Origin of the sequence: Zymobacter palmae, from assembly GCF_003610015.1 — a bacterium.
Taxonomy (GTDB): Bacteria; Pseudomonadota; Gammaproteobacteria; order Pseudomonadales; family Halomonadaceae; genus Zymobacter; species Zymobacter palmae.
This window is the reverse complement of sequence record NZ_AP018933.1, coordinates 2,023,175-2,042,317: the sequence shown is the minus strand read 5'-3', so window position 1 is coordinate 2,042,317 and position 19,143 is coordinate 2,023,175. Positions and strand designations below refer to the sequence as shown.

Here is a 19,143-nt window from a genome sequence, read left to right as displayed (position 1 = left end):
TAGTGATGACGACACAGCAACAATGGCAGCGTTTCAGACTGCCCGATGAAGATAGCCAGATTCGATTGGGACGCTATCTGGGCGAAGCGCTGCGCTGGCAGGGCCATATCTGGCTGGAAGGCGATCTGGGCGCGGGCAAGACGACTCTGACACGCGGCATTCTGCGCGGAGCTGGGCACGACGGTGCAGTTAAGAGCCCAACCTATACCCTGCTTGAACCTTACGACGTTAACGGGCAGCGCATTCATCATTTCGATCTCTATCGTTTAGGGGATCCTGAAGAGTTGGCCTTTATGGGCGCGCGTGAGCTGTTCGAAGAGGGCAGTCTCAACATCATTGAGTGGCCGTCGATGGGCGAGGGCGAGCTGCCGACGCCGGATTTGGTCGTTACGCTGACGCTTGACCTGCCGGGACGCATTGCCGATGTGGCCGCTCATTCGGTATCGGGTGAGCAGGCGCTGGTGCGGTTGCGGGCCACCGTCACCGATATCGAGGTATTGCCGTGAGGCGGCTCTGGCACTGGGCATTGCTGTGCCTGTTGGTGCTGGTGGCACCCTCGGTGCTGGCCGCCGAGCTGCAGGGCATGCGGACATGGACGCAGGACGGCACTACGCGCGTGGTCTTCGATCTATCGCAGGATGTGCCTTACCGGGTCTTTACGCTTGAGAAGCCCGATCGGTTGGTAGTGGACTTCGACAATACGCAGGTCAAAGCCAACCTGAACGGCACCGCCCAGCGCGAGGCGCTGTTCCGCAATGTACGCTGGGCCGCGCGTGACGGGCATCATCTGCGCTTGGTCGTCGACTTAGCGCAGCCGGTGATATATAGCCAGTTCCCGATGGGGCCCGCCGCGGGGCGTAAGGGCAGTCGCGTCGTCGTTGACTTACAGCGTGCCGGTTCGGCCGCGCGCCAGTTGGCTGACGATCACCCTTCAACGGTCAAGCGTGATCCTATCAATGATATCGTGCAGCAGCAGGCGGCCAACGCACGGCGTCAAGCAGAAACACCGGCGGCTCCCGATGTGGCGGCTCAGCAGGTGGCCAATGCGCGAATCGGCAGAGGGCGCAATATCATCGTCGTGATCGATCCCGGTCACGGTGGTAAAGACCCCGGTGCCGGTGGTAGCGGGGGCGTGCATGAAAAGGATGTGGTGCTGGCGATTGCCCGACGCCTGAAGGCCACGCTGGATGCCACGCCGGGCTTTCAAGCCGTGTTGACGCGCAACAGTGATGTCTTCCTGCCATTGCGTGATCGCAGCGCCTTTGCGCGGCGTCACCATGCTGATCTGTTTGTGTCGATTCATGCGGATGCCGCGCGTTCCACGACGCCGCGCGGTTCATCGGTATTCGCGCTATCGCAGCATGGTGCGACCTCCGAAACGGCCCGCTGGCTGGCACAGTCCGAAAACAGCGCCGATTTGATTGGCGGCGTGGGCGGTGATCTCAGTCTCGAAGATAAGGATGAAATGCTGCGCGGCGTGCTGCTCGACCTCAGCATGACGGCGACTGTCAATGCCTCGCTGAGTGTCGGTAACGATGTCATCAAGCAGATCGGGAGTTTCAACCGGCTGCACAAAGGCAGTGTAGAGCAGGCTGGCTTTGTGGTGCTGAAGTCGCCCGATATTCCTTCGCTGCTGGTCGAAACCGGCTTTATTACCACACCGGCGGAAGCCCGCTTGCTGCAGACCCCTGCGCATCAGCAGAAGCTGGCAACGGCGATTTCGACGGGTATCCAGCACTACTTCCGGCGTCATCCACCGCCCGGAACAGGGCTGGCCTCCAGTGCTGCACGCCCGACCTCTGCTGCGCCCGTGGCAGCGCGTGCGCCGAGCGCCACTGTTGGCAGCACGAACGTCAGTGGTGTCAGCGGACGCCACCGGGTTAGTACGGGTGAAACGCTAAGCAGCATTGCTGCTGCCTATGGGACGGATATCGCGACGTTGAAGCGGCTCAATGCGCTTAAACGGGATCAGGTCAACGTTGGACAGGTGCTGAAACTGCCATGAGTGACGCTCAAAGTTCTCGAATTCATATTCTTTCGCCGCGACTGGCGAACCAGATCGCGGCGGGTGAGGTGGTTGAACGCCCGGCTTCAGTGCTCAAGGAAGTGGTCGAAAACTCAATCGACGCCGGTGCTACCTCAATCGACATCGAACTGGAAGCTGGTGGCACGCGGTTGATCCGCGTGCGTGACAACGGTTCGGGTATCCAGCCTGACGATATGCCGCTGGCGCTGTCCCGCCATGCCACTAGCAAGATCAACACCCTTGATGATCTGGAAGGGGTGGAAAGTCTGGGGTTTCGCGGTGAGGCACTGGCGGCGATCAGTTCCGTATCGCGCCTTGAGCTGTTCTCAAACGTGACCGATGTGCCGACTCAGGGCTGGCGCGTCTGTGCCGAAGGGCGCGAGATGGTCTCACGCGTGACGCCAGCGCCTCATCCCCGCGGTACGTCGTTGCTGATCCGGGATCTGTTCTTCAATACGCCCGCCCGCCGCAAGTTCCTGCGTACGGAAAAAACCGAATTTGGTCATGTTGAAGAAACGTTCCGTCGTCTAGCGCTGTCGCGCTTCGATATCGGTTGGCGATTGCAGCACAACCAGAAGGTATTGCACCATCTGCGGCCTGCTGACCACCCGACCGCCTGCGAAGCGCGTGTTGCGGCTCTGCTGGGCAAGGACATGATGCAGAACGCCCTGCAGGTTGATGCTGAAGCTACCGGGCTGCGCCTGTGGGGCTGGGTCGGCGCGCCCACGCACACCCGCGCGCAGGCAGACCAGCAGTACTTCTTCGTCAACGGCCGTGTTATTCGCGACCGGCTGGTGGCGCATGCCATTCGTCAGGCCTACCGCGATGTGCTGTATAACGGGCGTCATCCGATCTTCGTGCTGTATCTGGAACTTGATCCTCACGTCGTCGATGTCAACGTGCACCCGACCAAGCATGAAGTGCGTTTCCGCGATTCGCGCCTGGTACACGACTTCCTGTTTTCCAGTCTTCACCGTGCATTGGCTGATACGCGTGCTGGGGCGAAACGTGCCGAAGAGGAACCCTCCACCGAGCGCGTCGATCCGGCGACAGGTGAAATCCTGACGGCCCCCAGTGGTGCCGCACGCGAAACCGAGCGCGCGCCTCAGCAGCAGGCCTTTGGGTTGGCGCCGCGCGATACCTCGCCTTCATTGAGCAGCGGGACGGGAGGGAGTGGTAGTGCCGCGCGCACAAGCAATGAGCCTCGTCCGGCGGCAGAGCGTATCAAAGAGTTTATGGACGGCTACCGTGCATTGCATCCGCGCGAGCAGGAAGCGCAGCTACTGTCACCACAGCGCGTAAGCACGGCGGGCAGTGGCTCAGTACCCCCTGTAGCAATGCCAGTAGCATTGCAGAAGGCTTCAGTGCCGCTGGACATGACGGATGCCGATGATCGCATGATCCCGCAGTCGCAGTCGCAGTCGCAGTCGCAGTCGCAGTCGCAGTCGCAGTCGCAGTCGCAGTCGCAGTCGCAGTCGCAGTCGCAGTCGCAGTCGCAGTCGCAGTCGCAGTCGCAGTCGCAGTCGCAGTCGCAGTCGCAGTCGCAGTCGCAAGGCGTTACTACAGTCCCGCGTCTTCCAGAGGATGATGCCACTACTGCGCCGCCACTGGGCTATGCCGTGGCACAGCTGCACGGTGTCTATATCCTGTCGCAGACTGCGGAAGGCATGGTGATTGTAGACATGCATGCCGCCCACGAACGCATCACCTACGAGCGTCTCAAGCAGCAGTACGATGCGGGGCAGGTCAGTGCTCAGCCACTGCTGGTTCCCGTATCAATAGCGGTCAGCGAGGCGCAGGTTGAACTGGCTATGCAGGAGCAGGATGCTTTTGTGCGTCTCGGTGTCGAGCTGGATGCGGCCGGTCCTGAAACGCTGCTGGTACGCCAGATACCGACTCTGCTGATTGGGCGTAGCGGTCAGGAAGATGTCGAGCCACTGATTCGCGACATGTTGGATGAGCTGGAAAAGTTTGGTCGTTCCGATCGCATTCAGGCGCGCTTGAACGAGATCCTGTCTACGATGGCATGTCACGGCAGCGTACGCGCTAATCGTCACCTGACCCTCAACGAGATGAACGCCTTGCTGCGTGATATGGAAATTACTGAGCGCAGCGGGCAGTGCAATCACGGGCGTCCGACGTGGACGACGCTGTCAATGAAAGATCTGGACAAATTGTTCCTGCGTGGGCAGTAGTCGCCCATTCATTTCCATGGCGAAGCCTAGCGGCGTATCGGGCAGCGCCATGATCAGAGGTGGCGGAGTGTATCCGTTGCTGGCAAGAGAGATTCTATGAGTGTGACTCACGACGACCGCCCTCGGGTGGTCTTCATTCTGGGGCCGACGGCCTCGGGCAAGACGGCTGCGGCCTCCATTCTGCATGCCGAAGGCGAAGGCGACGTCATCAGTGTCGATTCCGCAATGGTCTATCGTGATATGAACATCGGGACGGCCAAGCCCACCGCTGAGGAACTTCGGCAGGTTCCTCACCGTCTTATTGACATCCGTGATCCTTCGGAAGGCTATTCGACGGGTGAATTTCGTCGCGATGCCATTCGCGAGATTGACGATATTCTCGCTGCTGGGCGCACGCCGCTGCTGGTCGGTGGCACCATGCTGTATTTCAAGACGCTGCTGGAGGGCAATACCAACCTGCCTGCGACGTCACCCGAGGTTCGGCAGGCGCTGGCAGAACGTTTGGAATGTGAAGGGCTGCTAGCCCTGCATGCCGAGCTGAAACGAGTTGATCCTGAGTCGGGGGCGCGAATTCATCCCAACGACCCTCAGCGCACGCTGCGCGCACTAGAGGTCTATCATCAGACAGGACGTACGTTGACCGACTTCTGGCAAGAGCAGCAGCGCCAGCCTCTGCCGTGGCGAGTGCAGACGCTGGCGTTGGCCCCTGCGGAACGCTCGGTACTGCATCAGCGCATCGAAGTGCGTTTCGACGAGATGCTGAATCAAGGATTTATCGAGGAAGTCGAAGCCTTGAGGGCGCGCGGCGACCTAACGGCGGATATGCCGTCTATGCGCAGTGTGGGCTATCGTCAGGCGTGGGCCTACCTAGAAGGGCAGGATGATTTCGCTGCATTTCGGGACAAATCCATTGCGGCAACCCGTCAATTGGCGAAACGCCAAATAACGTGGTTACGCAGTTGGAAAACACCGCTTACTTGGTGTGACATGACGGCATCCGACGCTGTTTCTCATCTGTTGAAAACGGTGCGAGATGTCCATAGATAGCGTACACTTGTGAAATGCTTGGCAAGAATATGAAGCGTTCTGGTCGAGTGTCGTACAAGTGGGGCAGCTGTCACGCTGATATCGCGTTGTCAGGAACAGGTTTCAGGTAAGATGAACGTTAGCAAACTGTAACATTTTGCATGTATCATGTATCATGTATCTGAGCTTACAAGACCCCACCTCGCGTGGCTTTTATTTCGGAGAACATCCATGTCCAAAGGACAGTCATTACAAGATCCGTACCTGAACATTCTCCGCAAGGAGCGCATTCCCGTTTCCATCTTTCTGGTAAACGGCATCAAGCTGCAAGGGCAGATCGAATCGTTCGATCAGTTCGTTATCCTGCTGCGTAACACGGTCAGCCAGATGGTCTACAAACATGCCATCTCGACGGTTGTACCTTCTCGCAATGTGCGTTTGCCCGCTCAGGATCCGAACTTCCAGGCCAGCCAGCATCAACATCAACACCAGGATAATTGATCGCGAGGCGCTGATTGTTTTTCGAACGTCCCGAATCGGGAGAAACGGCGGTTCTGGTTCATATTGATTTCCAGAATGGTCGAGATGCGGAAGATCCGGCTGAATTGCTGGAACTTGTTCGCTCTGCAGGTGCCGAGCCGGCTGTCCTTATCGAAGGCACGCGTCGGCTCGCCCATCCCAAGACATTTATCGGTGAAGGCAAGGTTGAAGAGATAAAGGCTGCTGTGCTTGAGCACGAAGCCGAAATCGTCATCTTCAACCACGCGTTGTCACCTTCCCAAGAGCGTAACCTCGAAAGGGCGCTCTCTTGCCGCGTTCTCGACCGTACCGGTCTGATCCTCGACATCTTTGCTCAGCGTGCGCGTACCCACGAGGGTAAGTTGCAGGTCGAGCTTGCTCAGCTCGAGTACATGTCGACGCGTCTGGTACGTGGTTGGACGCACCTTGAGCGCCAGAAAGGCGGGATTGGTCTGCGCGGGCCAGGGGAAACCCAGCTCGAAACCGACCGACGTCTCTTGAGAGCGCGCATTAAGTCGATTCACAAGCGTCTTGAGCGCGTGCGTAAGCAGCGTGAGCAGAACCGACGGGCGCGTTCGCGCGCCGAGATACCCTCGGTATCACTGGTGGGCTACACCAACGCCGGTAAGTCGACGCTGTTCAACGCGCTGACGGCGTCTGATGTGTATGCGGCTGACCAGCTGTTCGCTACGCTTGATCCTACGCTGCGTCGTCTCGACATCGCGGACGTTGGTCCGATTGTGCTGGCCGATACCGTAGGATTCATTCGTCATCTGCCGCACAAGCTGGTCGAAGCATTCCATGCCACGCTCGAAGAAGCCGCGCAGTCTGATCTGCTGCTCCATGTTGTGGATGCTGCAGACCCTGAGCGCGACGCTAACATTGAGCAGGTCGAGAATGTGCTGGCCGAGATCGGTGCGGACAACGTGCCGCGCTTGATGGTCATGAACAAGATCGACCGACTGGGCAGTGAACCTCGCATCGACCGCAATGGGCTGCAAGAACCGTCGGCCGTCTGGCTATCGGCGCGCGAACAGACGGGGTTCGATGAACTGCGTCAGGCGTTGTCCGAACGTTTGGCCATTGATGTCGTGGACATGAGTGTGACGCTGCGCCCCGATCAGGGGGCACTGCGTGCGCAGCTCTATGCTCAGGACGCGGTGCAGAGCGAAGAGTTCGATGAACAAGGGCAGATCATGCTGAGTATCCGTCTGCCGCGGCGCGATTTTCTGCAGCTGTTGTCGAAGGCTGGGGAAGACCCGCATCGCTATCTGCCGGAAATGGCTGATCAGGATCCTTGGTAAGTCAGAGGCGGCCTGCGTTGCGGGCCGCCTCTTCCGTCTGACCAAAGGCAGTTCTCTTGCTGCCGGCGCGGCACTATGCTGTGCTCCATCTATCGAAAGGTTCACCGATATGGGTATCGGTGAACCTTTCCCGTAACGATGCAAGGGCCTGTGTTCTGGATGTTTTCCGCCGTGGGCGGGGCATCGTGCTGCAAAGGCCAGTGGAGAGAAGAAATATGGCGTGGAAGGCACCTGGTGAAGGTGGCAAGGATAAGGGTGATGATCCCCGGCCGCAGGATGGCGGCGGCAACGCTGGTGCACCGCAGGGACGTCCTGAACACGATCCGTGGCGTGGGGGGCGGCAGCGCCCTTCTCAGCGGCCTCCTGATCTTGACGAAGTCGCCAAGCGGGTATGGCGTACGCTGACGGGCAAGCGTCGTTCTGGCGGCCCGCGCGACCCGAATACACCGCCTTCCCGTAAGGGCAACGCTTTCGTGTTGCCGGGTGCCATTCTCGGTATCGCGGCTCTGGTATGGCTGGGCGCTGGCGTTTATACGGTCAGCGATGGCCAAGTCGGCGTCGTGATGCGGCAGGGGCGCTATCAGAACACCGTGGCATCCGGCATTCACTGGAATCCTTCGCTGATTGATCGCGTCACACGCGTCAACGTTGGTCAAGACCACTGGCTGGTTACTCGCCGCCAGCAGCTGACCCAGGATGGCAATCTTGTCACGCTGCATGTCCGTGCAAGCTATCGCATTGTGTCGGCAGTCGATTACGTCCGCAATGTTGAACATCCCGAACAGATGCTGCAGAGCGCGCTTGATACCGCGGTCAGCCATGTGGTGTCGTCACATCCGTTAGATGAACTGCTGAGCGGTGAGCGTACTGCGACGAGCAGTGCGATCAGCAGTGCTTTGCAGACAGCGTTTCCGGGTCAGCTGACCGGTACCGAACTGCGCGACATACGCATCGAAGAAGTGGCGGTGCCCAAGTCCGTTGAAGCCGCCATGAAGGCTGCTGAGCAGGCGCGCCAGCAGGCCAAGGCCACAATTCAGGAGGCCGAAACGCAGCGCGATCAGCTGATCGCACAGGCCGAGCGTGAAGCGCACCAGCTTCAGGAAGAATCGCGGGCCTATCACGATACTGCCATCGCGCGGGCACGCAGTGACATTGCTCAGTACATGGCGGTACTGCACACCTATGAGCGCGCTCCTGAGGTGACTCGCGATCGCCTGTATTTGGATGCCGTCCGCGCCATCATGGCGGCACCGGGTATCCGCACCGTTAATACACAGAGCGACAACACCGCCGTGTCGGTGCCGCCTGCCGGCGCTCCTGCACCAGTGGGGCCACCGCCTTTGCTGCCGCCACACCTCAGCGAAACGTCTGCCAGTGGGCATGCCTCTCTGCCGGGAACGCCTGCAGCTAAGGCTCAGACGGCTCCACGCGACGCCGCCCGCAGTGACCGCGATAGCGGCGAGCGTCATTACGACCGCAGTCTCAAGGAGGGGCGTCAGTAATGCCCAGCAATAAATCACTTGTGCTGATCGCGCTGATGGCCATGCTGGCGTGGTTGGCCAGTACCAGTTTCTTTGTTGTGAGCGAGCAGCAAACCGGTATCCAACGACGCTTTGAGCGGGTCGTCGATGGTCATCTGGCACCGGGCCTGCACGTTAAGCTGCCGATTGTCGACAAGGTGGTGCTGTTCGACAAGCGTATGCAAACCAGCCTGCTGGATGGGCGCACCTTTGTGCTGTCCTCGGGTGAGGAAATTCTGGGCGACCTTGTGGCGACTTGGCAGATCGATTCGCCGGAACGCTATGACAGTGCGCGCAAGGGCGATGAGAATAAGGTAGCGCATGAACTGATGCAGACCGTCGCGACTCAGCTTACTGAGCAGATGAGTCATCTGACGTTAGCAGACCTGTCGACTTCACGTCAGGATCAGGCCCTGCAGGCTGTACGCAGCGTGTTGGACAGTCGCCTTCATGACACGCTTGGCGTAACCGTTACCGGCGTCGCGTTCCGTCGCATCACACTGCCGGACGCACGCGTAGCTGACGTTGAGCAGAAAATGACGGCAGCATGGCAGCATGATGCCACCACCGCGACCTCTGACGGTCAAGATATGGCTGATCAGGTGCGGGCGGACGCTGAGCGCCGTAAGGCGATGCTGCTGGCGACGGCACACGAGAATGCTGAAACAGCCCGCGGTGCAACCGACGCTGAGATTGCTGCCCGTTACAACGATGCCTTTACGCGCAATCCGACCTTCTTCCGCTTCTATCAGGGGTTGAAGACTTGGCGAGAAGGCATGCAGCACGGCAATGGCGTGCTGGTGCTAGGGCCAGAAGATGATCTGATACGCTGGATCAAAGCAGGGCGTTGACGGAACGGGGTACAAGCTGCAAGGATTGAATGCAGCGTCCGTCGTGTTAGACTCATAAATCCCGGGCCGCCGTGCCCGGGTTTTTCATGTCGGCGGTTTCTTTATGGCAGCACTATGCGAAGCGGGGCAGCGGCTCGAACGGTGACGTTTGTCAGTCGATCAGGTTTGCCTCAGGTCTGTCGCGTGTGTTTCGATCATCATGAACGGGTGATGAGTCGAACTGCACAACGGTCATTCCCGCACTGCCATGATGCTGTGTCACATCATCTTCATTTAGGGCGTCCAGAACAATGAATAAGGCCAATCGATGGCTTCTGCCTGACGGTATCGATGAGGTGTTACCGCCTCAGGCGATGCGCATGGAATCCTTGCGCCGCGCACTGCTCGACCTCTACAACAGTTGGGGTTATGACCTCGTAGTACCTCCTCCCGTCGAATTTCTCGAATCCCTTCTGACCGGTACCGGCAGCGACCTTGACCTGCAGACCTTCAAGCTGATCGACCGCATTAGTGGCCGTACAATGGGGATCAGTGCCGACGTTACGCCGCAGGTGGCGCGCATGGATGCCCACTCGCTGCACCGTGAAGGGCCTGCGCGTCTCTGCTATTGCTCGCACGTGCTGCGCGCAACGCCCGATCCGCATCAGGGGGGCCGCAGTCCCGTTCAGGTCGGGCTGGAGCTGTTCGGCTATGCCGGACTGGAAGCAGACCTTGAAATTGTTCGCTTGGTGCTGGCAAGCCTTGAGCAGGCCGGTGCGCGTCGCATCCATTTGGCCTTCGGCCATATCGGTGTGTACCGTGGGTTGGTGAAATCCGCGGGGCTGGATGCCGAAACCGAAGCCGCACTGTTCGAAGCTCTGGAACGTAAGTCGCTGGCGGAAGTGGACGCACTGCTTGAGGGTGTGACCCTGTCTGAAGACATCCTGCGCATGCTGAGTGCATTGCCGCGCCTGAACGGCGGGGTCGATGTGCTGGCGCAGGCCGCTAAGACGTTCGAGGACGCTCCCGAGTCCGTGCGTGTGGCTATTCAGGACTTACAGGCGCTGGCACAGGCGCTGAGTTATGCCTACCCCGAAGTGACGCTCTATTTCGATCTGGGCGAGCTGCGTGGCTATGAATACCACACTGGTGTCGTCTTTGCGGCCTACGTGCCGGAGTTCGGCCAAGCCGTGGCGCGCGGTGGCCGTTACGATCACGCAGGCAAGGCCTTCGGGCGAGCACGCCCAGCGACGGGCTGCACGCTGGAGCTTAAGCTGCTGGCGCGGCTTGATGAGCAGACGCCGCCCAACGATGGCATTTGGGCACCCGTCGAGGAGGGCGCGGAGCTCAACGATCTCATCAATGAACTTCGCGCAGCCGGTGAACGGGTTATCGAAGCGCTGCCCGGGCAAGAAACCGGGCCTGAGGCGCACCGCTGCAACAGGATGCTGATTCAGCGTGGCGGAGAGTGGATAGTCGTACCCTGTACGGATACCTCTACCCGATAAGCAATACCGATATGCCGACAGCCTCACCTCTGTCGGCATATCTGCGTTTGACGACAAGACATGATCGGATCGTAGCCATTACGGTCTGCTGACGCCTGTACTGCTGCTCCTTCTCAATGATCGGCGAGCCAGCGCATCATGAGTGAGGCGAGGCGTGCCCGGTGGAAAGAGCGGGCAAGGTAGGCGTCCGACGGGATCAAGTGACAACACGCGCGAAGATCCGTAAAGCGAAACCTGCGCAATGGCGCACTGACACAAGCGAGCACTATGGACATGGGCAAGAACGTTGTTGTTCTCGGTACGCAGTGGGGCGATGAAGGCAAGGGTAAGGTCGTTGACCTACTTACAGAATCCGTAGCCGCCGTCGTGCGATTCCAGGGGGGCCACAATGCGGGCCATACGCTGGTTATCGACGGCAAGAAGACCATTCTGCGCCTGATCCCTTCCGGTATCCTGCATGAAAACGTCACCTGCATCATCGGTAACGGTGTCGTGCTGTCGCCGGATGCTCTGCTGGGCGAAATGGCAGAGCTGGAATCCGGTGGCGTGCCCGTGCGCGAACGTCTGCGTCTGTCTCCGGCGTGTCCGCTGATTCTGCCGTATCACATTGCGCTTGATCAGGCGCGTGAACGTGCTCGTGGCGACGATAAGATTGGTACGACTGGGCGCGGTATCGGGCCAGCGTATGAAGACAAGGTGGCGCGTCGCGGTGTTCGTCTGGGCGATTTGTATCATCGTGAACGTTTCGCTGAAAAGTTGAAAGAAATACTCAGGTATCATAATTTTGTCCTCACTCAGTACCACGGTGCGCCTGAAGTCGACTTTCAGGAGACGCTGGATCAGTGCATGGCGCTGGCTGAAGAGCTGAAACCGATGGTCTGCGACACCGTCAGCCTGGTGCATTCGCTGCGTGAACAGGGCAAACCGATTCTGTTTGAAGGCGCGCAGGGGTCGTTGCTCGATATCGACCATGGTACCTATCCGTTCGTAACCAGCTCCAATACCACGGCTGGCGGTACGGCTACTGGTTCTGGCTTCGGGCCGCTGTACCTAGACTACGTACTGGGGATCACCAAGGCGTACACCACGCGTGTGGGATCGGGTCCGTTCCCGACCGAGCTGTTCGATGATCAGGGCCAGCGTCTGGCTGAACGTGGTCACGAGTTTGGTTCGAACACTGGACGTCCGCGCCGCTGCGGCTGGTTTGATGCCGTTGCACTGCGTCGTGCCGTACAGATCAACTCGATTTCTGGCCTGTGTCTGACCAAACTGGACGTACTGGATGGCATGGAAGTCATCCGTGTTTGCACCGGCTACCGCACCCAGGACGGCGAGTTGGTATCGACGCCGGTTGACTACGAAGGCTTTGAGGCAATCGAACCGGTTTACGAAGAACTGCAGGGCTGGCAGGAATCCACGCTGGGCGTACGCTCGCTGGACGAGCTGCCGGAAAATGCACGTGCCTATATCCGTTTCCTTGAAGCGGAAGTGGGTGCACCCATCGATATCATTTCGACGGGGCCTGACCGTCTTGAAACCATTATCTTGCGCAATCCGTTCAAAGGATAAGCGCGCTGCCCCGGCAAGCAGGCCTCATGGCTGGGGCCCTGCTTCGAGGGGAATGTAATTCGCATGGATGTACTCAAGGTTCTGGGCAGTCGATCGCTGTACCAGGTGCTTGCGAAGTGGGCACGCTACTGGCGTGCCCATGATGATTTCTGGCAGAGCCTCTGCGTATTGGCCGCCATGTCGCTGGCAATGGTCGTGTGCGGCCTGTGCGGGCAGATGGCGCGCTGCATTCCACTCTTTCTGGGTATCATCGCCTGCGGCTTGGCCGAACGTGATGAACGCCCCCGGCAGCGTATTGTCTCGCTGCTGCTCACGCTGATCAGTTTTGCCATCGCGGCAATCGCTATCGAACTGCTGATGCCTCATCCATGGCTGTTTGCCATTGGACTGGGGGCGTCGACGTTCATTATTACGCTGTTTGGCGGCGTCGGTGGACGCTTCAACACCATGATGTCGGCGATGCTGGTACTGGCGCTCTACAGCATGATCACCATCGATCAGCGGCAGGCGGGTAGCGTGGTGCCCTTCTGGCGCGATGGTTCGCTGTTGCTGGCAGGTGCTCTAGGCTATGGCCTGCTGTCGCTTGGCGTGCAGATCATCGCTCATCGCCGCGGCTTGCCGCGTCATCTCAGCCTGCTGTACACCCAATTGGGGCGCTACATGATCCTGCGCTCTGAGCAGTTCATTCCGGTCAAAGGGATGGACATGCGTCATCGTGAGCGTCAGCTGGCAGAACTTCACGGAACGTTGGTGCAGTCCTTCGCCCTATCCTACGACAGTGTGAAGCAGACGCTGAGCACCTCGCGCAATTCAGTGCGTGCCGCACGTGACCAGCTGCTACTGGAACGGGCGGAGCGGCTCTTCGAGCGCGCTAGCTCCTCTCATCATTCGCGTGATGTGCTTGTCAGCGCCTTCTATCACAGCGATGTCCTGTTCCGCTGTCAGCACCTCATGCGCTTGCAAGGCGAAGCATGTTGCTCGCTGGCGGCCGTGCTGCATCAACCTGAACGCGCGCGTGTGGCTTCCGACCAACGTACGCGTGCGCATGGCGATCTGGTGAGCGCATGGGACTATGTTGATCCTGCGTCCGAATGGCGTGACGTGCCGCAGCGACGGAAAGGGGCTCACCAAGTCCTCAAACGTCTGATCGACAATCTGTCAGCGCTGGAAGAAGAACTGGCACAGTTGCCGGATGTGGCGAGAGAGGCCCGCGAAGCTCCGCCCTATGCCGTGCTGTCCGCGGTCAGTGCTCCCCGCATGTTGTGGACGCGTTTCAAGCTGCTGCTGACACCACTCAACCCGACCTTCCGCCACGCGGTGCGCTTGTCCTGTGCGCTGGTCACCGGCTATCTGCTGATCCAGTGGCTCGACCCCTCGCAAGGGTATTGGATCATGCTGACCACGGTGTTTGTCTGTCGGCCAAGCTTTGGCGCGACGCACAAGGCACTGCGCCAGCGCATCATGGGAACGCTAGCAGGATTGTTCATGGGCTGGGCGATGCTGCGCCTATTCCCGATTCCTGAGCTGCAGTCCGGAATGGCGGTGATCGCTGGGGTGCTGTTCTTTCTGTTGCGACAGAAGCACTATGCGCTGGCGACCTGTGCCATCACGCTGATGGTGCTGTGCTGCTTCAATCAGGTTGGCAACAGCTTCACACTGATCATGCCGCGTCTGTTAGATACGCTGCTGGGAACGCTGATCGCGAGCGCTGCTGTCTGCTTCATCTTGCCGGACTGGAAAAATGCCCGCCTTGAGCCAAAAGTGGCGGCGGCGCTCAGCCATATGGCGCGCTACCTGACCGTGCTGATCGATCAGTACACGCAGGGGCGGCAGGAAACGCCGTCTCTGCTGGCCGCACGGCAGGACGCACGCCAGAGTGACGCCGCACTGGTTTCGCTGCTGTCGAATCTGGATCAGGTGCCTTATCGCAGTGTCGCCGTGCTGACGGTGGCCGGTCATCAGCTCCATGCTCAGCTTCACGCGCTGTTGGGCTATCTGACCGCGCTGCGGGTACACCGGCCTGAGGCGGCGTTGCCGTCGGCGGCCGCACTGGATACCTGCGCACAGCACCTTGCTGAAGCGCTGTCACGTATGGCCGACTACATCGTGGCGAAAGGGGCTGACGATGGCGCGATGCAGGCCGCTATGAGCGCTGCACAGCAGAGTGCAGAATGCGGGCTGCTGGAGTCGTACGATGGCGCGCAGCGTTTCGCCTATGAGCAGCTGGAAGCCATGACTAATCACCTTGAACCGCTGAAGGATGCACTGGTGAAGATGCGAGCCGTGCTTGCCGAATCAGGGTGACGATCGACGTGGTCATGCCCGCTTCGGCGGGCATGGCTTAGGCCTGCATTAACAGTGGGATATAAGGGTTTTCTATCAGGGCCATTGCTTCTCAGCGCCTTTAAATAGGACTAGACTAGTACCTGATTTATACTGCCGCGCACCAGGACATCTGACATGCTGAAGTTATCCAAGCTCTGCGATTACGCAGGTGTGATCATGGCTCAGATGGCGCGTGAGCCGGGCAAGCCGATGGCGGCGACCGAGATCGCCCAGTATACCGGGCTGCCGCACCCGACGGTCAGCAAGACGCTCAAACTCTTGCTGCGGGCCGGACTTCTACATTCGCGGCGAGGCGCCCAGGGGGGATACCTGCTGGCCGCTGCGCCGGAAGACATTCGAGCCAGCGATATCATCGCCGCCATCGAAGGGCCGGTAGCGATGACGAGCTGCAGCCACAGCGACCAGCAGTGCGATATTGCTGCACACTGCCAAGTAGGTGATAACTGGCAGCGCGTATCGCAGGCCATTCATGCCTTGCTGGAGAGTGTGACGTTGGCACAGCTGGCTCGTCCAGAACCGTTGCATCTGACCCCTCCACGCAGTGTTTCACTGCTGGCAACCGACGCGCCGCAGCGTAAGCGTGATACACGCTGACGTCATTGACGGCCAGAAGCCCCCATTGCATCAAGCGGACAGCGCATGTCCGTCAAGGAGAGACAGAACGATGGCGACCGAAGAGATGGAAAAACTCGGCCAACGGCGCGAGTACACTCAAGGGTTCATTACCGACATTGAGAGTGACACGCTGCCACCGGGTCTGAACGAAGAGGTCATCGCCTTCATCTCGAAGAAGAAGGGCGAGCCGGAATGGCTGCTGAGCTGGCGTCTCGACGCTTATCGGCTGTGGCAGACGATGGAGGCGCCGAGCTGGGCGCACCTCGACTATCCGGATATCGACTATCAGGCCATCTCCTACTACAGCGCACCGAAAGCAAAGGATGATGCGCCCAAGAGCCTTGATGAAGTGGATCCCAAGCTGCTCGAAACTTACGAGAAGCTGGGCATTCCGCTGCACGAGCGAGCGGCGTTGGCCGGTGTGGCCGTCGATGCGGTATTCGACTCCGTTTCCGTGACCACAACCTTCCGTGAAAAGCTCAAGGAAGCGGGTGTCATCTTCTGTTCCATTTCAGAAGCGGTGCGCGAACATCCTGACCTAGTACGCCAGTACCTCGGCTCTGTCGTGCCGCAGGGCGACAACTTTTTCACTGCACTCAACTCGGCTGTCTTCACTGATGGGTCGTTCGTGTACGTGCCAGAAGGCGTGGCTTGTCCGATGGAGCTGTCGACCTATTTCCGCATCAACGCCGCCAATACGGGACAGTTCGAGCGCACGCTGATCATCTGTGACAAGCGTGCTCAAGTCTCCTATCTGGAAGGCTGTACTGCGCCGATGCGCGATGAGAATCAGCTGCACGCTGCCGTCGTCGAACTGGTGGCTCTGGAAGATGCTTATATCAAGTATTCCACGGTGCAGAACTGGTATCCGGGCGATGAAAACGGCAAGGGCGGTATCTACAACTTCGTGACCAAGCGTGGCGATTGCCGAGGCGACCGTTCGCGCATTAGCTGGACGCAGGTCGAGACAGGATCCGCCATCACTTGGAAGTACCCGTCTTGCTTGTTGACCGGCGACGGTTCACGCGGTGAATTTTATTCCGTTGCAGTGACTAACGGACGCCAGCAGGCCGATACCGGCACCAAGATGATCCATATCGGTAAAGACACCCGTTCGACGATCATTTCGAAAGGGATTGCAGCAGGGCGTTCGGATCAGTCCTATCGTGGACTGGTAAAGGTAGCGCCGCGAGCGGCCAATGCGCGCAACTTCACCCAGTGTGACTCGCTGTTGATCGGCGACCGCTGTGGGGCGCATACGTTCCCGTATCAGGAAATCGCCAACGCCAGTGCGACCATCGAGCATGAGGCCACGACCTCCAAGATCGGTGATGACCAGCTGTTCTACTGCCGTCAGCGCGGCATCAGCGAAGAAGACGCCGTCAGCATGATCGTCAATGGCTTCTGCAAGGATGTCTTCCAGGAGCTGCCGATGGAGTTCGCCGTCGAGGCAGAAGCGCTGCTGAGCGTCACGCTGGAAGGATCGGTCGGTTAATCCGACCCGCACACGTTTAGATAGACGCGGGGGCGAGCGCCTTCGCAGACCGGATCATCAAGGATTTTCTACCATGCTCGAGATCAAGAACCTGCACGCGACCATCGATGACAAACCGATTCTCAAAGGAATCGACCTGACTATCCGGCCGGGCGAGGTGCACGCCATCATGGGCCCCAATGGGGCGGGTAAGTCCACACTGTCCTCCGTGCTGGCGGGCAAGGACGGGTATGAAGTGACCGAAGGCAGCATTCTGTTCGATGGTCAGGATCTGCTTGAAATGGATGTCGAAGAGCGTGCCCGTGCTGGGCTGCTGATGGGCTTCCAGTACCCGGTCGAGATTCCGGGGGTCAAGAACATCTATCTGCTGCGCGCCGCGCTCAATGCCAAGCGCGAAGCGGAAGGCCTCGGCGAAATTCCGGCACCGGAATTCATGAAGCTGATTCGCGCCAAGTTGGCTGAAATGAAGATGGACAGCTCCTTCTTGCAGCGTGCTGTGAACGAAGGTTTCTCCGGTGGTGAGAAAAAGCGCAACGAAATCCTGCAGATGCTGGTGCTGGAACCGAAACTGGCACTGCTTGACGAGATCGACTCCGGGCTTGATATCGACGCGCTGCGCGTGGTCTCTGAAGGGGTTAACTCGCTGCGCGATGGCCAGCGTTCGATCCTGATGGTGACGCACTATCAGCGTCTGCTCGACTACATCGTGCCCGACCAAGTACACGTGCTAGTCGATGGTCGGATCGTCAAATCCGGCGACCACACACTGGCGCAGCAGCTTGAAAAGACCGGCTACGAAGGCGTGGTCGAAGGGGGGCAGGCATGAGCGATGTTGCCCATAACGCTTGGCAGGCACGTTTCGATGCACTGAGCGTGCGTGGCGATGCGCTGGCGGCCCAGCGTCAGCGCGGGCTGGCACATTTCCTCGACGTCGGTTTTCCCACCCGGCGTCACGAAGCGTGGAAGTACCTTGATCTGCGCCGTATTGCTGATACCGATTATGCACTGCCTGCGGTAGACGCCGTTGCCGACGTGAATGTGGGCAGCGTGGCGCTGAACCATGACACCCATCGGCTGGTGTTTATTGATGGACAGTTCTCGGCGGCGCACTCGCGTATCGATGCTTTGCCGGAGGGTGTGCAGCTGACGCCGCTGTCATCAATGTTGGTTTCCGGCGACGTGCCCGCTGATCTGTTCTCGCTGGTCGATGAACAGCGCACGCCCTTTACGGCACTGAACCAAGCCTTTGTCACGGACGGCGCAGTACTAACGCTAAACGCAGGCTGCGTTGTTGAACGGCCGATCGAGCTGTTGTTCGTATCTCGTCAGCACGATACGCCGTTGGCAATCCAGCCGCGCGTCGTTATTCGTGCTGAGCGTCAATCGCAGGCCAGCGTGCTGGAACACTATGTCAGCCTTGGCGACGCGGCCAACTTGACCAACGTTGTTACCGAGATCCATCTCGAAGACGGTGCCCACCTGCGTCACTATATGCTGCAGGAGCAGAGTCAGCAGGACGTGCGCATTGGTAACGTTCGGGTCGATCAGGCACGCGATGCCCACTTCGCATCCTACTCGCTCACACTGGGGGGCGCTCTGGCCCGTAACGACCTGTGCACTGAACTGAACGGCGAGAATGCGCAGTCTGATTACTGGGGGCTGTTCTTCGGTCAGGGCCGTCAGGTGCTGGACAACCACACTGTGGTCAACCACAACGTGCCGCGTACGTTCTCCAACGAGAACTACAAGGGCATCCTTGGGGGGCGCGCACGGGGTATCTTCAACGGTCGTGTCTATATCAAGCGTGATGCCCAGCAGGTGCGTGGCTATCAGAGCAACGCCAACTTGTTGCTGTCAGATCGTGCTGAGATTGACACCAAACCTGAACTCGAAATCTACGCGGACGACGTGCAATGTTCGCACGGGGCGACCACGGGGCAGCTTGATCAGGATGCGCTGTTCGCCCTGCGCGCACGCGGCATCGATAAGGAAATGGCGCGTGCCATGCTAACGCTGGCGTTTGCCGGTGAAGTGTTGCAGGCCACGCATCTGCCCGCTGTTGCCCAACGCGTCGAGCATCTGGTGGCGGGCGAACTGCCCGGGCGTTTCAACCTAGCAGATCTGGTCGATCTGTTGGACTGATGGCCTCTTGTCCCCTTGCCCGCGCTACGTCGGGGCAAGGGGCGTCTT

Annotated in this window: 15 protein-coding genes; all 15 read left to right on the top strand. The window is 59.3% G+C overall.

What is annotated here, in order from left to right:
* Window positions 1-5: 5 nt before the first annotated feature.
* The 15 genes from tsaE (at window position 6) to sufD (ending at window position 19,095) form a co-directional block, all read left to right on the top strand.
* On the top strand, window positions 6-506 hold the full coding sequence (gene tsaE, locus ZBT109_RS09180) for a tRNA (adenosine(37)-N6)-threonylcarbamoyltransferase complex ATPase subunit type 1 TsaE (protein WP_038277994.1): 501 nt from the start codon (window positions 6-8) through the stop codon (window positions 504-506).
* Entirely contained in the window at window positions 503-2,005 is a 1,503-nt protein-coding gene (locus ZBT109_RS09175) for an N-acetylmuramoyl-L-alanine amidase (protein ID WP_027704929.1), read from the top strand. The genes tsaE and ZBT109_RS09175 overlap by 4 nt, the downstream gene beginning before the upstream one ends.
* The gene (gene mutL, locus ZBT109_RS09170; protein ID WP_120185360.1) at window positions 2,002-4,221 is read left to right on the top strand and encodes a DNA mismatch repair endonuclease MutL; all 2,220 of its coding nucleotides are present in this window, start codon (window positions 2,002-2,004) and stop codon (window positions 4,219-4,221) included. The genes ZBT109_RS09175 and mutL overlap by 4 nt, the downstream gene beginning before the upstream one ends.
* 96 nt (window positions 4,222-4,317) lie before the next feature.
* Window positions 4,318-5,268, top strand: coding sequence for a tRNA (adenosine(37)-N6)-dimethylallyltransferase MiaA (gene miaA / locus ZBT109_RS09165; protein WP_027704931.1), 951 nt, complete (start codon window positions 4,318-4,320; stop codon window positions 5,266-5,268).
* Between the two features lie 210 nt (window positions 5,269-5,478).
* Complete coding sequence (gene hfq, locus ZBT109_RS09160) at window positions 5,479-5,748, top strand: RNA chaperone Hfq (RefSeq protein ID WP_027704932.1); 270 nt, start codon at window positions 5,479-5,481, stop codon at window positions 5,746-5,748.
* A gap of 14 nt (window positions 5,749-5,762) precedes the next feature.
* Window positions 5,763-7,070 (top strand): ribosome rescue GTPase HflX, encoded by a 1,308-nt coding sequence (hflX, locus tag ZBT109_RS09155; RefSeq protein WP_027704933.1) that lies wholly within the window; start codon window positions 5,763-5,765, stop codon window positions 7,068-7,070.
* A 215-nt stretch (window positions 7,071-7,285) separates the two neighbouring features.
* The gene (hflK, locus tag ZBT109_RS09150; RefSeq protein WP_027704934.1) at window positions 7,286-8,572 is read left to right on the top strand and encodes an FtsH protease activity modulator HflK; all 1,287 of its coding nucleotides are present in this window, start codon (window positions 7,286-7,288) and stop codon (window positions 8,570-8,572) included.
* Window positions 8,572-9,441, top strand: a complete 870-nt coding sequence (locus tag ZBT109_RS09145; RefSeq protein WP_027704935.1) for an SPFH domain-containing protein — start codon at window positions 8,572-8,574, stop codon at window positions 9,439-9,441. Before hflK ends, ZBT109_RS09145 begins: the two co-directional genes overlap by 1 nt.
* Window positions 9,442-9,731: 290 nt before the next feature.
* On the top strand, window positions 9,732-10,928 hold the full coding sequence (locus ZBT109_RS09140) for an ATP phosphoribosyltransferase regulatory subunit (RefSeq protein ID WP_027704936.1): 1,197 nt from the start codon (window positions 9,732-9,734) through the stop codon (window positions 10,926-10,928).
* Window positions 10,929-11,201: 273 nt separating this feature from the next.
* Entirely contained in the window at window positions 11,202-12,497 is a 1,296-nt protein-coding gene (locus ZBT109_RS09135) for an adenylosuccinate synthase (protein WP_027704937.1), read from the top strand.
* A 63-nt stretch (window positions 12,498-12,560) separates the two neighbouring features.
* A complete protein-coding gene (locus ZBT109_RS09130; protein ID WP_051523747.1) occupies window positions 12,561-14,801 on the top strand; it encodes a YccS/YhfK family putative transporter in 2,241 nt (746 codons plus the stop codon).
* Window positions 14,802-14,957: 156 nt separating this feature from the next.
* The gene (locus ZBT109_RS09125) at window positions 14,958-15,437 is read left to right on the top strand and encodes an SUF system Fe-S cluster assembly regulator (RefSeq protein ID WP_038277996.1); all 480 of its coding nucleotides are present in this window, start codon (window positions 14,958-14,960) and stop codon (window positions 15,435-15,437) included.
* Window positions 15,438-15,507: 70 nt separating this feature from the next.
* Window positions 15,508-16,953 carry a Fe-S cluster assembly protein SufB gene (gene sufB / locus ZBT109_RS09120; RefSeq protein ID WP_027704938.1) on the top strand — a complete coding sequence of 482 codons (1,446 nt, stop codon included), beginning with the start codon at window positions 15,508-15,510 and terminating at the stop codon, window positions 16,951-16,953.
* Between the two features lie 73 nt (window positions 16,954-17,026).
* Window positions 17,027-17,779 (top strand): Fe-S cluster assembly ATPase SufC, encoded by a 753-nt coding sequence (gene sufC, locus ZBT109_RS09115; RefSeq protein ID WP_027704939.1) that lies wholly within the window; start codon window positions 17,027-17,029, stop codon window positions 17,777-17,779.
* Window positions 17,776-19,095 (top strand): Fe-S cluster assembly protein SufD, encoded by a 1,320-nt coding sequence (gene sufD, locus ZBT109_RS09110; RefSeq protein WP_027704940.1) that lies wholly within the window; start codon window positions 17,776-17,778, stop codon window positions 19,093-19,095. Before sufC ends, sufD begins: the two co-directional genes overlap by 4 nt.
* Window positions 19,096-19,143 lie beyond the last annotated feature (48 nt).

Bases quoted from the DNA above. Each gene is read 5' to 3' on its own strand.
- tsaE (WP_038277994.1), top strand. From the start codon at position 6: ATGACGACACAGCAACAATGGCAGCGTTTCAGACTGCCCGATGAAGAT.
- mutL (WP_120185360.1), top strand. From the start codon at position 2,002: ATGAGTGACGCTCAAAGTTCTCGAATTCATATTCTTTCGCCGCGACTG.
- miaA (WP_027704931.1), top strand. From the start codon at position 4,318: ATGAGTGTGACTCACGACGACCGCCCTCGGGTGGTCTTCATTCTGGGG.
- hfq (WP_027704932.1), top strand. From the start codon at position 5,479: ATGTCCAAAGGACAGTCATTACAAGATCCGTACCTGAACATTCTCCGC.
- hflK (WP_027704934.1), top strand. From the start codon at position 7,286: ATGGCGTGGAAGGCACCTGGTGAAGGTGGCAAGGATAAGGGTGATGAT.
- ZBT109_RS09145 (WP_027704935.1), top strand. From the start codon at position 8,572: ATGCCCAGCAATAAATCACTTGTGCTGATCGCGCTGATGGCCATGCTG.
- ZBT109_RS09140 (WP_027704936.1), top strand. From the start codon at position 9,732: ATGAATAAGGCCAATCGATGGCTTCTGCCTGACGGTATCGATGAGGTG.
- ZBT109_RS09135 (WP_027704937.1), top strand. From the start codon at position 11,202: ATGGGCAAGAACGTTGTTGTTCTCGGTACGCAGTGGGGCGATGAAGGC.
- ZBT109_RS09130 (WP_051523747.1), top strand. From the start codon at position 12,561: ATGGATGTACTCAAGGTTCTGGGCAGTCGATCGCTGTACCAGGTGCTT.
- ZBT109_RS09125 (WP_038277996.1), top strand. From the start codon at position 14,958: ATGCTGAAGTTATCCAAGCTCTGCGATTACGCAGGTGTGATCATGGCT.
- sufB (WP_027704938.1), top strand. From the start codon at position 15,508: ATGGCGACCGAAGAGATGGAAAAACTCGGCCAACGGCGCGAGTACACT.
- sufC (WP_027704939.1), top strand. From the start codon at position 17,027: ATGCTCGAGATCAAGAACCTGCACGCGACCATCGATGACAAACCGATT.
- sufD (WP_027704940.1), top strand. From the start codon at position 17,776: ATGAGCGATGTTGCCCATAACGCTTGGCAGGCACGTTTCGATGCACTG.